At 71.0% G+C, this 12,996-nt stretch carries 12 protein-coding genes; 2 read left to right on the plus strand and 10 right to left on the minus strand.

The window, feature by feature from the left end; translation table 11 throughout:
• Positions 1-15 precede the first annotated feature (15 nt).
• The 7 genes from OG707_RS00940 to OG707_RS00970 form a co-directional block, all read right to left on the minus strand.
• Entirely contained in the window at positions 16-414 is a 399-nt protein-coding gene (locus OG707_RS00940; RefSeq protein WP_329113233.1) for an ACT domain-containing protein, read from the minus strand.
• Between the two features lie 9 nt (positions 415-423).
• A complete protein-coding gene (locus tag OG707_RS00945) occupies positions 424-1,017 on the minus strand; it encodes a CGNR zinc finger domain-containing protein (RefSeq protein WP_329113235.1) in 594 nt (197 codons plus the stop codon).
• Positions 1,018-1,127: 110 nt separating this feature from the next.
• The gene (locus OG707_RS00950) at positions 1,128-1,370 is read right to left on the minus strand and encodes a DUF397 domain-containing protein (protein ID WP_329113239.1); all 243 of its coding nucleotides are present in this window, start codon (positions 1,368-1,370) and stop codon (positions 1,128-1,130) included.
• Between the two features lie 153 nt (positions 1,371-1,523).
• On the minus strand, positions 1,524-2,690 hold the full coding sequence (locus OG707_RS00955) for a thiolase domain-containing protein (protein ID WP_329113241.1): 1,167 nt from the start codon (positions 2,688-2,690) through the stop codon (positions 1,524-1,526).
• Positions 2,687-3,742, minus strand: a complete 1,056-nt coding sequence (locus tag OG707_RS00960) for a thiolase domain-containing protein (protein ID WP_329113243.1) — start codon at positions 3,740-3,742, stop codon at positions 2,687-2,689. The genes OG707_RS00955 and OG707_RS00960 overlap by 4 nt, the downstream gene beginning before the upstream one ends.
• Positions 3,742-4,683 (minus strand): Zn-ribbon domain-containing OB-fold protein, encoded by a 942-nt coding sequence (locus tag OG707_RS00965; RefSeq protein ID WP_329113246.1) that lies wholly within the window; start codon positions 4,681-4,683, stop codon positions 3,742-3,744. Before OG707_RS00965 ends, OG707_RS00960 begins: the two co-directional genes overlap by 1 nt.
• 18 nt (positions 4,684-4,701) lie before the next feature.
• The gene (locus OG707_RS00970; RefSeq protein WP_329113249.1) at positions 4,702-5,502 is read right to left on the minus strand and encodes a crotonase/enoyl-CoA hydratase family protein; all 801 of its coding nucleotides are present in this window, start codon (positions 5,500-5,502) and stop codon (positions 4,702-4,704) included.
• A gap of 165 nt (positions 5,503-5,667) precedes the next feature.
• On the opposite strand from OG707_RS00970, the gene OG707_RS00975 reads away from it, so the two are divergent.
• Positions 5,668-7,293 carry an acyl-CoA synthetase gene (locus OG707_RS00975; RefSeq protein WP_329127568.1) on the plus strand — a complete coding sequence of 542 codons (1,626 nt, stop codon included), beginning with the start codon at positions 5,668-5,670 and terminating at the stop codon, positions 7,291-7,293.
• A 15-nt stretch (positions 7,294-7,308) separates the two neighbouring features.
• On the opposite strand, the gene OG707_RS00980 is transcribed toward OG707_RS00975, so the two are convergent.
• Entirely contained in the window at positions 7,309-8,832 is a 1,524-nt protein-coding gene (locus OG707_RS00980) for an alpha/beta fold hydrolase (protein ID WP_329113251.1), read from the minus strand.
• Positions 8,833-8,997: 165 nt separating this feature from the next.
• On the opposite strand from OG707_RS00980, the gene paaK reads away from it, so the two are divergent.
• Positions 8,998-10,299 (plus strand): phenylacetate--CoA ligase PaaK, encoded by a 1,302-nt coding sequence (paaK, locus tag OG707_RS00985; RefSeq protein WP_329113253.1) that lies wholly within the window; start codon positions 8,998-9,000, stop codon positions 10,297-10,299.
• Here paaK and OG707_RS00990 read toward each other — a convergent pair.
• Together OG707_RS00990 and OG707_RS00995 are read right to left on the minus strand one after the other, a co-directional pair.
• Positions 10,253-11,767, minus strand: coding sequence for an acyl-CoA synthetase (locus OG707_RS00990; RefSeq protein ID WP_329113255.1), 1,515 nt, complete (start codon positions 11,765-11,767; stop codon positions 10,253-10,255). The two genes, paaK and OG707_RS00990, sit on opposite strands and share 47 nt — an antisense overlap.
• Positions 11,768-11,813: 46 nt before the next feature.
• Positions 11,814-12,920, minus strand: coding sequence for a calcium:proton antiporter (locus tag OG707_RS00995; RefSeq protein ID WP_329113257.1), 1,107 nt, complete (start codon positions 12,918-12,920; stop codon positions 11,814-11,816).
• Positions 12,921-12,996: the final 76 nt, after the last annotated feature.

Genomic DNA, 12,996 nt, shown 5'->3' on the forward strand with positions numbered 1-12,996 from the left:
CCGGATGCGACGTGTTCAGCCGGAGCGGTCCGCGAGGGCCTGGAGGAGGGCGACCGCCTCCGTTGCCCGGTCGTACGGGACGAAGAGGTGGTCGTGGTGGAGGGCGGCGACAACATTGCAGCTCAGACCCGCTGCGGCCAGCTCCTGGGCCACGGCGGCGGTGAGGCCGACGGCTTCCAGGGCGGAGTGGACGCGCAGGGTGATCCAGCCCGCGACGTACTCGTACGGAAGGCCTGCAGCGTCTGCTTCGTCCTGGGGGACGACGAGGGTGAGTCCCTCCTGCTCGGCGACGCCCACGACGGGGTTGACGCCGGGCGGGGGTCCGTCGGGGGCCGTGGTGTAGACGTAGCGGCCGGGGTTGAGTTCCGGGCGCATGCCGCTGAGGAGTTTTCGGAGGTCGCTCTCGCCGCTCATGGCCTCAGGCTATGCGGATTCGGCGCGGTGGCGCTCGTGGTGGCGGGCGACTCTGGCGCGGTTGCCGCAGGAGGGTTTGCACCACTCCTGGCGGGGGTGCTCCTTGAGGAAGTAGCGCACGCAGCGCGGGGCGTGGCAGGCGCGGAGGCGTGTCCGGTCGGGTCCGGCGAGGAAGGCGACGGCGGCGCGGGCGAGCGCCGCGGTGAGGATCTGCTGCTGGGTCGCGGGTGCTGAGGGCAGGGTGTGCGAGGCGGGGTCCTCGTCCTGCGCCCAGGTGAGCTGCTGGACGGTGGGGACGGCGGCCGCGGCGGAGTTGAGGCGGGTGAGCGCCTCTTCCACGGGCAGCAGACGGCGGGCGTCCGCGGGGCTGGGCTCGCCGGGGCGTACGGCACGGGCGAAGAGCGCGCGGACGGCGGCGCGCAGCTCGCGTACAGCGTCGAGTGCGTCCTGGTCCGCGGCGAAGGCGTCGACTCCGAGGTCGGCTGCGTGGTCGTGCACCCAACGGGTCAGCCCGTCGGGGGCGGCGAGGTCGTCCGCCACGCCTCCGTGTCCGTCGTGCCGGATGGTGAGGGCGAGATCGAGAGCCAGATCGGAGGCAGCCATGACCTAATGGTAGCCACCGCGAGAGGCATTAATGAAGAGCGGCCTCCCTGCCCATGGCCAGGCCCCGCCCCGGCGGTCGCGCTGCCGTGGCGGGGGTCGGCCTCCGTACGTCAGGTGAGATCGAACTCGCCGTCGCGCGCACCGAGCACGAAGGCCCGCCACTCCCCCGGGTTGAAGATCAGCGACGGGCTGCCCGGCCTGCTGCCGTTGCGCATCGCGATGAATCCCTCCACGAAGGCGATCTGGACGTCGCCCCTCCCCTGACTCCCCGACTGCCAGTCCGCATTGCTGAGATCGAGCTCCGGCTTGCCCCAGCCCGCAAGGGTTCGCTGAGTTGTGGTGCGCTCGGCCACGTCCGTGCTCCTCCCGGTTTGTCGTCCGCCGCCAGACTAGCCATCGCCGCCTGGCACGAACAGGCTCAAACGGTAGGTGGTGGGATGCGTCGGACGCCCGTACGGCACCGGCCAAGCATCGCTGGGCCGGTGCCGCACCGGCAAGAGCCTTCTTCAGCCGGCGGGGTTGTCCGCACCGACCAGCCACATGGAGAAGAACTGCGCCCCGCCCCCGTACGCGTGGCCCAGTGCCTTGCGGGCGCCCTCCACCTGGTGGTCGCCCGCCTGGCCGCGGACCTGGAGCGCCGCCTCCGCGAAGCGGATCATGCCCGAGGCGCCGATGGGGTTGGTGGAGAGGACTCCGCCGGAGGCGTTCACGGGGAGGTCGCCGTCGAGTTCCGTGGCGCCCGCCTCCGTCATCTTCCAGCCCTCGCCCTCCTCGGCGAAGCCCAGGTTCTCCAGCCACATCGGTTCGTACCAGGAGAACGGCACGTACATCTCGACCGTGTCGATCTCCCGGCGCGGGTCCGTGATGCCCGCCTGCCGGTACACGTCCGCCGCGCAGTCCTTGCCCGCCTGGGGCGAGACGAAGTCCTTGCCGGCGAAGAGCGTCGGTTCGCTGCGCATCGCGCCGCCGTGGACCCACGCGGGCGGCTGGGGCGAACGGGCCGCGCCCTCCCGGTCGGTGAGGATCATCGCGCACGCGCCGTCGGAGGACGGGCAGGTCTCGGAGTAGCGGACCGGGTCCCAGAGCATCGGGGACGCCTGGACCTTCTCCAGGGTGATGTCCTTCTCGTGGAGGTGCGCGTACGGGTTCTTCAAGGCGTTGCGGCGGTCCTTGTACGCGACCAGGGAACCTATGTGGTCCGGGGCTCCCGTACGGCGCATGTACGCCCTGATGTGCGGTGCGAAGAAGCCGCCCGCGCCCGCGAGCAGCGGCTGCTGGAAGGGGACGGGGAGGGAGAGGCCCCACATGGCGTTGGACTCCGACTGTTTCTCGAAGGCCAGGGTGAGGACCGTCTTGTGGACGCGCGAGGAGACCAGGTTGGAGGCCACGAGGGCGGTGGAGCCGCCCACCGAGCCCGCCGTGTGGACGCGCAGCATCGGTTTGCCGACGGCGCCGAGGGCGTCCGCGAGGTAGAGCTCCGGCATCATCACGCCCTCGAAGAAGTCGGGGGCCTTGCCGATGACGACGGCGTCGATGTCCTGCCAGGTCAACTGGGCGTCGGCGAGCGCGCGCATGGCCGCCTCGCGGACCAGGCCTGCGATCGAGACGTCGTGGCGGGCCGCGACATGGTGCGTCTGGCCGATGCCGACGACGGCCACGGGTTCTTTGGTCACTGGGCCTCTCCTTCGAGTACGGCGACCAGGTTCTGCTGGAGGCAGGGGCCGGAGGTGGCGTGGGCCAGGGCCCGGTGGGAGGTGCCGTCGTGGATGCGGGCCGCCGCCTCGCCGAGGCGGATCAGACCTGCCGCCATGACGGGGTTGGCGGCCAGGGCGCCGCCCGACGGGTTGACGGCGACGGTGTCGTCGAGCTTCAGCGCCTTGCGCAGCACGACCTCCTGGGAGGTGAAGGGCGCGTGCAGTTCCGCCGTGTCGACCGGGCGGTCGAAAGCTCCGGCGCGCTCCGCCGCGAGGCGGGTCGACGGGGAGTCGGTGAGGTCGCGTACGCCGAGGCTGTGCGCCTCGATGCGGTGGTCCATGCCGCGGATCCAGGCGGGCCGTGCGCAGAGTTCGCGCGCCCGGTCCCCGGCCGCGAGGATCACGGCGGCCGCGCCGTCGCCGACGGGCGGGCAGTCGCCGGTGCGCAGCGGCCGGACCTGGTAGTCGCCCTGGGCGCGGGCGCCCCGGAGCTGGGCGTGCGGGTTGTCCGACGCGGAGGTACGGCTGCGGGCCGCGATCCCGGCGAGCGCGGGCTCGTCGGTGTCCCCGGCGTCGATCAAAGCCTGCGCCTGGAGGGCCGCGAGGGCTACGGAGTCGGGCCAGAGCGGGGCCAGGTAGTAGGGGTCGAGCTGGCGGGTGAGGACGTCCCGTACCTGACCGGGCGAGGACTTCCCGTACGAGTAGACGAGCGCGGTGTCGGCCTCGCCGGTCAGGATCTTGACCCAGGCCTCGTAGAGCGCCCAGGCCCCGTCCATCTCGACATGGGATTCGGAGATGGGCGGCCAGGCGCCGACCCCGTCCAGCGCCATGGTGAAGGAGAAGGCGCGGCCCGCGAGGTAGTCGGACGACCCCGAGCAGGTGAAGTCGATGTCGCTGGTCTTGAGGCCTGTCCGGGACAGGACCTGGTGGAGGACCGGCATCACCATCTCGACTTCGGAGACCTCGTCGGTGCGGCGGAGGTGGTCGGACTGTGCGAAGGCGACGATCGCCACGTCCCGTACGGGCGCCATCAGATCAGCTCCTTGTAGGTGTCGTACGCGGCGTCGGGCTCGCCGGTCGGCCGGTAGTGGTCGGGGTAGCGGCCGCCCTCCGTCCAGACGGGTTCGACGCGCAGGCCCATGCGGACCTCGTCGTAGGGGATGCCGCCGATCCGGCCGTGCAGGGCGAGTCCGGCGCCGTCGAGGGCGATGTGCGCGTAGACGTACGGCACTTCGATGTCGAGGTTGCGGGCCTTGATGTTGACGATGCAGTACGTGGTGACCGTGCCGGCGGGGCCCACCTCGACCTGGTCGGTGGTGGCGACTCCGCAGGTGGGGCAGGCGCCGCGCGGCGGGACATACACCTTCCTGCAGGAGGGGCAGCGTTCGCCGACGGTCTTCTGGTCGGCGAGGGCGTTGATGTAGCGGGTCTGAGCACGGCCCGGGCTGTAGGTGTAGTCGAGGCGCGCGGGGGCGACGATGCCGGTCACCATGTCGGTGAAGCGGCCCTCGTGGGGCGTGACTTCGCCCGTCTCGCCTTCGTACGGCTCGAAGCAGGCGATGTCGGTGATCGCGCCGGTGCGCTCCTCCGACCAGCGGACGCGGACGCGCTGGCCGGTGTGCACGGAGTCGGCGTCCGGTGCGTCGAGCGCGTGGAGGAGGGCGGTGTCGGCGCCGTCGAGCTTCACCAGGACCCAGGCGAAGGGGGTGTCCAGGGGCTGGTCGCGGCGCGGCGTCGGGTTCCAGGCCCAGGTGGTGACGGTGCCGGTGGGGGCGACCTCGACCAGGTCGCGCAGCTCGTCGGCGGTGACCGGGTCGTACTCGACGGGAGGGACGAGGACCTTGCCGTCGGTGGTCCTGACGCCGAGCAGGGTGCGTTCGCGCAGGCCGGTGAGGAAGGCGCTCTGGACGGGGCCGAGGGAGCGGGTGAAGGGGAACTCTACGACCAGGGGTGCACTGAGGAGTTCGGGCACGGGGGTCTCCAAGGAGGGTCAGGCGCGGCGGTAGACCGGGGGGCGTTTCTCGGCGAAGGCGCGGGCGCCTTCCTTGGCGTCGGCGGTGTCGAACACCGGCCAGCCGCGGGCGAGTTCGGACTTGAGGCCCTCGGTCTCGGTCTGTTCGGACGTCTCGTAGACCGACGCCTTGACGGCTTCCACGGCGAGCGGGCCGCAGGCGTTGATCTGCTCGGCGATCTCCAGGGCCTTCTCGATGGCCGTGCCGTCGGGCACGACATGGCCGATCAGTCCGATGCGCGCGGCTTCCTCCGCCGTGTACGGGCGCCCGGTGAGCAGCATCTCCAGCGCGTGGGTGCGCGGGATCTGGCGCGGGAGGCGGACCGTGGAGCCGCCGATCGGGAACAGTCCGCGCTTGACCTCGAAGAGGCCGAAGGTGGCCGATGCGCCCGCGACGCGGATGTCGGTGCCCTGCAGGATCTCCGTACCGCCCGCGACGCAGTAGCCCTCGACGGCGGCGATCACCGGTTTGCGGGGGCGGTGGTGGCGGAGCATCGCCTTCCAGTGCAGGTCCGGGTCCGCCTTCATACGGTCCCGGTACTGGTCGCCCTCCATCCCCTTGCCCGCGAGGGCCTTGAGGTCCATGCCGGCGCAGAACGCGCCGCCCGCGCCGGTGAGCACCACCGAGCGGATCCTGTCGTCCGCGTCGGCTTCCAGCCAGCCGTCGTACAGGCCCACCAGCATCGGCAGCGAGAGCGCGTTCTTCGCCTCGGGCCTGTTCAAGGTGAGCACCAGTGTGGCGCCTTCGCGCTGCACGGTGAGGTGTTCTGTTCCACCCATTGCCGTTCTCCCGTCTCAAGACCTAGAACAGGTTGCAGTAGGTGGGGGTCCAGTTCAATAGTTTTCTGACAGCTCGTCAGATTTCTTGGCGGGGACCCTTCCCACTTGCGCCGGGCGGCGCTGTAATGACCGCCGGGTCAGTGATTGTCTGGGTCAGGAGGAATGGTGGAGTACAACCTTGCCGACCTTTTCGAGTCGGTCGTCGACGTGGTCCCCGACCGCGAGGCGCTCGTGTACATCGACCATCCCGGTACGGGCGCGGAGCGCCGGCTCACCTACGCACAGCTGGACACGGCGGCCAACCGGATCGCCCACCACCTGGTCGAGAGCGGGATACGGCCCGGCGAACACCTGGGCCTGCATCTCTACAACGGCATCGAGTACCTGCAGACCGTCCTCGCCTGCCTCAAGGCGCGCATCGTCCCGGTCAACGTCAACTACCGCTACGTCGAAGAAGAGTTGGTCTACCTCTACAACGACGCGGATCTCGTGGCCCTCGTCTTCGACGCGGAGTTCACCGAGCGGGTCGCGGCCGCACTGCCGCAGACGGCGAAGCTCCGCCATCTCCTGCGGGTGGGAGCGGCTCCCGAGGGCGTCACCGAGCCCTCGATCGCACCGGTCGCGTACGCCGACGCCGAGGCGGCGGGATCGGACGCGCGCGGCTTCGGACCGCGCTCGCCCGACGACCAGTTCATCATCTACACCGGCGGCACCACGGGGATGCCCAAGGGTGTCATGTGGCGCCAGGAGGACCTGTTCTTCGCCGGGCTCTTCGGCGGCGAACCGTCGGGCGAGCCGGTGAAGCGCCCCGAGGAGCTGGCCGAGCGGGTCGCCAAGGGCGGCGCCGGGATCACCTTCTTCCCCACGCCCCCGCTGATGCACGGCACCTCGACCCTGACCTCGTTCGTCGCCTTCAACTACGGGCAGAGGATCGTCATCCACCGCAAGTACGCGCCCGAAGAGGTGCTCCGTACGATCGCGAAGGAGAAGGTGTCGAGTGTGTCGCTGGTGGGCGACGCGATGCTCAGGCCCCTCGTCGACGCGCTGCACGGACCACTGAAGGGAACGGACCTCTCCTCCCTGTTCAGCGTCTCCTCGTCCGGCGCGATCATGTCCGACACCGTGCGCGCCCAGTTCCAGGCGCTCGCCCCCAATGTGATGCTCCTCAACAACTTCGGGTCCTCGGAGTCGGGTTCCAACGGCAAGGCCACCGCGGACTCGGGCCCCGAGAAGGGCTTCCGCCTCGAGGTCAACGAGCGCACCCAGGTGGTCGACGTCGTGACGCACGAGCCCGTCGCCGTGGGCGAGCCGGGGCGGCTCGCGCAGCGCGGTCACGTACCCCTCGGCTACTACAACGACCCCGCGAAGACCGCCGAGACCTTCTTCCAGAAGGGCGAGGAACGGTGGGTGCTGCTCGGCGACATGGCCACCGTCGACGAGGACGGCATCGTCACCGTGCTCGGCCGCGGCTCCCAGTGCATCAACACCGGTGGCGAGAAGGTGTATCCGGAGGAGGTCGAGCAGGCGCTGAAGTCGCATCCCGATGTGTACGACGCGCTCGTCGCCGGGGTCCCGGACGCCAAGTGGGGCAACCATGTGGCGGCGGTCGTGCAGGTGCGCGAGGGCGCGCCGCAGCCGTCCCTGGACGAGATCCAGACGCACTGCCGCACCCGGCTCGCGGGCTACAAGATCCCGCGCCAGCTGGTGATCACGCAGGAGATCCAGCGCTCGCCGAGCGGCAAGGCGGACTACCGGTGGGCGCGTACGGTCGCGGCGGACGCGGAGGGCTGAGCCCGGCGCGTCGCCTCAGATGCCGAACTCCCGCAGCGCGGCCAGGAATTCGGCGGGGCGCGCCGCGTGGACGAGGTGCCCCGCGTCGATGGTGACCAGGTGACCGTCGGGGATGCGCTCGGCCATCTCGGCGAGGAGGTCCTGCGGCAGATGGCTCTGCGGGCCGCCCGCCACGACGAGCGTCGGCGCGGTGATGCGGCCCAGGTCGTCCCACCACACGGGGTCGGGCGCGTTGCGGTAGACGATCGACTGGAGCTTGAACTCCCAGTCGAATCCCGTCGCGTCGTCGGGCCGCTCGAACGGCACCTGGGGCGGGTCCGCGGGAAGCAGCGGCGGCGGGTCCTCCAGGACCAGCCGCGCCACCAGGCCGGGCCGGAGCGAGGCGACGAGCTGGGCCGCCGCTCCGCCCAGCGAGTGGCCGATCAGGGTGACACGGTCGAGGCCGAGGGCATCCAGGCAGGCCAGTACGTCGTCGCGCACCGCTTCGAGACCGTACTCCCCCGGCCAGTCGCTGAGTCCGTGTCCTCGCAGGTCGAAGGCGTGCACGCGATAGTCGGACGCGAGCTGGCCGGCCACCTCGCGCCAGTCCGTGCCATCCTCGCCGAGGCAGTGGAGCAGGACGACGGGCGGCGCTTCGGGGTCGCCCCAGGTGCGGTGGGCGAAGCGGACCCCGTTCGCGTGAAGCGTGCGGATCTCGGGGTCGAGGAAGGCTGTGACCGTACGGACGAACGCGTCCGCGTCGTCCAGCCAGGGGAAGTGCGCCGCGCCGCGCTGGACGGCCACCTCGCCGTACGGGAAGAGCGCGGCCAGCTCCCGTGCTCGGTCGGCGCCCGGCTCCGAGTCGAGTTCACCGGCGAGCACCAGGACCGGGACGTCCACCGCCGCGAGGGCGGCCGCGGTGGCCGGCGGGTCGAACGCACCCTCCGCCCAGTACTGCGCCGCTGCCTCGGCCCCGGCCCGTTCCGTGGCCGACCGCGCGGCCAGCTCCTGCGCCGCCGCGTCCCATCTCCCGTACGCGAAGGGCCTGATGGCGGCGTAGAGCTCCGGCGAGTCGTCCCCGTCCAGGAGCTTGTCGAGCGCGGCCCGCGCCTGGGCGTACCAGGGCTCGTCGCGGCGCAGCTCCGCCGCATCGCGCCGCTCCTGGTCGGTGATCACGATGCCGGCCGCCTGCGCGACCGGGGTGAGAAGCGTGAGCGAGTTCAGCCGGCCGGGGTGGCGGGCCGCGTACAGCAGGGCGAGGTCCCCGGCCGCGGAGTGCGCGAGCAGATCGATCCGGTCCAGCCCCAGATGCTCGCGCAGCGCCTCGACGTCGTCGACGAGACGGTCGCAGCGGTACGACGACGGGTCGTCCGGGGCCGAGGAGTCGCCCGAGCCGCGCAGATCCAGGAGCACCAGCTGCCGGTGCGCGGTGAGGCCGCCCAGGTCGCCGAAGTAGGCGGAGGCGCGCAGGGGACCGCCCGGCAGGCACACCAGGAGTGGGCCCTCACCCTTGAGGTGGTAGGCGAGCTCGGTCCCGTCGTACGCGCTGAACTTCGGCATGTACAGGATCCTCACAGCCCGCAGCTGCTCCCCGCAATGCGTTCCGCGCCGGGTGAACACCCGACCCCGCACATGTCTTGACCTGCGCCCGCTCGCCCTGAATTACTGATCTCCAGCACCACGACCGAATGATCGGTCGTCCGATTCAGGCGGGAGTAACCCCCCATGGAACCTCTGCTGGACGCGGTGGAACGGCTGAGCCGCGAGGAGCTCGAGTCGCTCCAGATCGAGCGGCTGCGCACCTCGTTGCAGCATGCGTACGACCACGTCGCCTTCTACCGCGACGCCTTCGACAAGGCGGGAGTGCGCCCCGACGACTGCCGTACGCTCGCCGATCTCGCACGGTTCCCGTTCACCGTGAAGGCCGATCTGCGCGACAACTACCCCTTCGGGATGTTCGCCGTACCGCAGAGCGACGTCCGCCGGATCCACGCCTCCAGCGGGACCACGGGACGTCCGACCGTCGTCGGCTACACCGAGCGCGACATCGACACCTGGGCGGACGTCGTCGCCCGTTCCATCCGCGCGGCGGGCGGACGGCCCGGCGACAAGGTCCATGTGGCGTACGGGTACGGGCTGTTCACCGGCGGGCTCGGGGCGCACTACGGGGCGGAGCGGCTCGGGTGCACCGTCATCCCCGCCTCCGGCGGTATGACGGTGCGCCAGGTGCAGTTGATCCAGGACTTCAGGCCCGAGATCATCATGGTCACGCCGACGTACATGCTCACGCTGCTCGACGAGTTCGAACGCCAGGGCATCGACCCCCGTACGACCTCCCTCAAGGTGGGCATCTTCGGCGCGGAGCCGTGGACCGAGGCGATGCGCACGGAGATCGAGGAGCGCTTCGCCATCGACGCCGTGGACATCTACGGGCTCTCCGAGGTGATGGGCCCGGGCGTCGCCCAGGAGTGCGTGGAGACGAAGGACGGGCTGCACATCTGGGAGGACCACTTCTACCCGGAGATCGTCGATCCGCTGACGGGCGAGGTGCTGCCGGGCGGGGAGCGGGGCGAGCTGGTGTTCACCTCGCTCACCAAGGAGGCCATGCCCGTGATCCGTTACCGGACAAGGGACTTGACGCGGCTGCTCCCGGGCACGGCGCGCGCGTTCCGGCGGATGGAGAAGATCACCGGGCGCAGCGACGACCTGGTGATCGTGCGCGGGGTGAACCTCTTCCCCACACAGGTCGAGGAGATCGTGCTGCGCACGCCCGCGCTCTCCCCGCACTTCCAACTGCGCCTCACGCGCGAGGGCCGGATGGACGAACTGACCGTACGGGCCGAGGCGCGGCCCGAGGCCACCACCGACGAGCGGGAGGCGGCGGCCCGCTCGGTCGCCGCGGCCGTGAAGGAGTCGATCGGGGTCACGGCCTCGGTCGACGTGGTCGACCCCGAGACCCTGGAGCGGTCCGTGGGCAAGTTCAGGCGGATCGTGGACCTGCGAAACGGTCCCGCAGCTCGCGCTTGAGGATCTTTCCGCTCGCGTTGCGCGGCAGCTCGTCCACGAACAGGATCCGCTTCGGGGCCTTGAAGTGGGCGAGCTTCTCGCGTGCGTGGTCGAGGAGTTGCTGCTCGGTGACGGTCTCGCCGGTGACCACGACGGCGGTGACGGCCTCGATCCACCGGGGGTCGGGCAGTCCGATCACCGCGACTTCCGCGACCGCGGGATGGGTGTAGAGCGCGTCCTCGACCTGGCGGGACGCGACCAGCACTCCCCCGGAGTTGATGACGTCCTTCACCCGGTCGACGACGGTGAAGTACCCCTCGCTGTCACGGACCGCGAGGTCGCCGGAGTGGAACCAGCCGTCGCGGAAGGCTTCCTCCGTCTCCTGCGGCTTGTCCCAGTAGCCCTCGCACAACTGCGGCGAGCGGTAGACCACTTCGCCGGCCGTTCCGTCGGGTGCGTCCTTCCCGCTCTCGTCGACGACCTTCGCCTCGACGAACAGGACGGGGCGCCCGCAGGAGTCCATCCGGCCCTCGTGCTCGTCGGGTCCGAGGACGGTGGCGAGCGGGCCGATCTCGCTCTGCCCGAAGCAGTTGTAGAAGGCGAGCGACGGCAGGTGTTCGCGCAGACGCTCCAGTACCGGTACGGGCATGATCGACGCCCCGTAGTACGCCTTGCGCAGACCCGTCAGATCGCGGCTCGCGAAGTCGGGGCGGAGCGACAGGCCGATCCAGACGGTGGGCGGTGCGAAGAGGCTGTCGGCGCGGCCCGACTCGACGAGGTCGAAGATCTGGGTGGCGTCGGGCGCGTCGAGGAGGGTGTTCTCCGCGCCGACGGCCAGGTAGGGCAGCAGGAAGACATGCATCTGGGCGGAGTGGTAGAGCGGCAGGGAGTGGACGGGGCGGTCGCTCTCGCGCAGGTCGAGGGCCGTGATGGCACTGACGTACTCGTGGACCAGGGCCCGGTTGGTCATCATGGCGCCCTTCGGCAGCGCCGTGGTGCCCGAGGTGTAGAGCAGTTGCACCAGGTCTTCGGCTCCGGGTTCGACGACCGCGGTGAAGTCCCGGGGTGTCGACAGCTCCGCCAGCAGCGAGCCCTCGGCGTCGCGCAGGAGCCGTACGGCGCATCCGGCGGGAAGGCGCCCGGCGAGGTCGGGGTCGCTGAGGACCAGGGTGCTGCCCGACTGGCCGACGATGTACGCCAGGTCGTCGCCGGTGAGGTTCTGGTTCACGGGGACGTGGACGAGACCCGCCCGTGCGCAGGCGAGGAAGCCGATCAGGTACGCGTCGGAGTTGTGGCCGTAGGAGGCGACCCGGTCGCCCGGGCGCAGCCCGTGCCCGTCGGTGAGGACCGCCGCCGCGGTGGTGACCGCCTCGTCGAGGGCGGCGTACGTCCAGGAGCGGTCCGCGTACCGCAGGGCGGTGCGCGCGGGGTTGCGGCGCGCGCTGCGGCGCAGGACGGAGTCGACGGTGCTGCTGCGTACGCCTGTCATGGCGTGATCCTGCGGCCCCTCACGGAGCCGGTCAAGGGGCTGTTCGTCAGGGGCTGACGGCGAAGAACACGAACGAGGCGAAGATCGCCAGGTGCACGCCGCCCTGCACGAGGGTGGCCCGGCCCGGCACGACCGTCAGAGCGCCGACCACGACGGTGAGCGCGAGCAGCACCATGTGCGTGGCGTCGAGGCCCATCGTGAGGGGCCCGGAGAGCCAGATGGTGGCCAGGGCGATGGCGGGGATCGTGAGTCCGATGCTCGCCATCGCCGAGCCGAAACCGAGGTTGATGCTGGTCTGGACGCGTTCGCGGCGGGCCGCCCGTACCGCGGCAAGGGTTTCGGGCGCCAGGACGAGCAGGGCGATGATGACGCCGACGACCGCGTGGGGCAGTCCGGCCGACTCGACGCCCCGCTCGATCGTCGGGGAGACCGCCTTGGCGTTGCCGACGACGGCGATGAGCGCGATCAAGAGCAGGGCGAGGCTGGCGAGGGCGGCGCCCTTGGTGGGCGGCTCGGCGTGCTCGTCGGGATCCTGGATCTCGCCCTCCTGCGTGACCGGGAGGAAGTAGTCGCGGTGGCGCACGGTCTGTACGGCGACGAACAGCCCGTACACACAGAGCGAGGCGACCGCCGCGAAGGCGAGCTGGGGGCCGGTGAACTCCGGTCCCGGCTTGGTGGTCGTGAACGTCGGCAGGACGAGCGTGAGCGTGGCGAGGGTCGCGACACAGGCGAGCAGTGTGCCCGATCCCTCGGGGTTGAAGACCGCCACCCCACTGCGCAGCGCGCCCACCAGGAGCGAGAGGCCGACAATGCCGTTGCAGGTGATCATGACGGCGGCGAAGACGGTGTCGCGGGCGAGCGAGGAGTACTTGGATCCGCCGTCGGCCATCAGAGTGACGATGAGCGCCACCTCGATGACCGTGACGGCGACGGCGAGGACCAGTGAGCCGAAGGGTTCACCGACCTTGTGGGCGATCACCTCGGCGTGGTGGACGGCGGCCATCACGGCGCCCGCCAGGCAGAGCGAGACCAGGACGACGGCGACGGCCGGCAGGTCGCGGCCCCACGCGAAGACGAGTGCGATCACCGCCAGGACCGGCACCCAGGTGGTCCACTGCCGTGTCAGCGATGCCGTGCCGGTGCCCGTACTCATGCGGATCACGCTGCCAGAGCGGGCGCCGGGGCGCGCGGGCTGGTGCGCCAACGGTGGGCCCCGGAGCCGCCCGGCG

The organism is Streptomyces sp. NBC_01465 (assembly GCF_036227325.1).
Lineage (GTDB): Bacteria > Actinomycetota > Actinomycetes > Streptomycetales > Streptomycetaceae > Streptomyces.

Excerpts from the sequence above, each read along its gene's own strand:
- OG707_RS00940 (WP_329113233.1), bottom strand. The coding sequence starts at position 414 with ATGAGCGGCGAGAGCGACCTCCGAAAACTCCTCAGCGGCATGCGCCCG.
- OG707_RS00945 (WP_329113235.1), bottom strand. The coding sequence starts at position 1,017 with ATGGCTGCCTCCGATCTGGCTCTCGATCTCGCCCTCACCATCCGGCAC.
- OG707_RS00960 (WP_329113243.1), bottom strand. The coding sequence starts at position 3,742 with ATGGCGCCCGTACGGGACGTGGCGATCGTCGCCTTCGCACAGTCCGAC.
- OG707_RS00970 (WP_329113249.1), bottom strand. The coding sequence starts at position 5,502 with ATGGGTGGAACAGAACACCTCACCGTGCAGCGCGAAGGCGCCACACTG.
- OG707_RS00980 (WP_329113251.1), bottom strand. The coding sequence starts at position 8,832 with ATGCCGAAGTTCAGCGCGTACGACGGGACCGAGCTCGCCTACCACCTC.
- paaK (WP_329113253.1), top strand. The coding sequence starts at position 8,998 with ATGGAACCTCTGCTGGACGCGGTGGAACGGCTGAGCCGCGAGGAGCTC.
- OG707_RS00990 (WP_329113255.1), bottom strand. The coding sequence starts at position 11,767 with ATGACAGGCGTACGCAGCAGCACCGTCGACTCCGTCCTGCGCCGCAGC.
- OG707_RS00995 (WP_329113257.1), bottom strand. The coding sequence starts at position 12,920 with ATGAGTACGGGCACCGGCACGGCATCGCTGACACGGCAGTGGACCACC.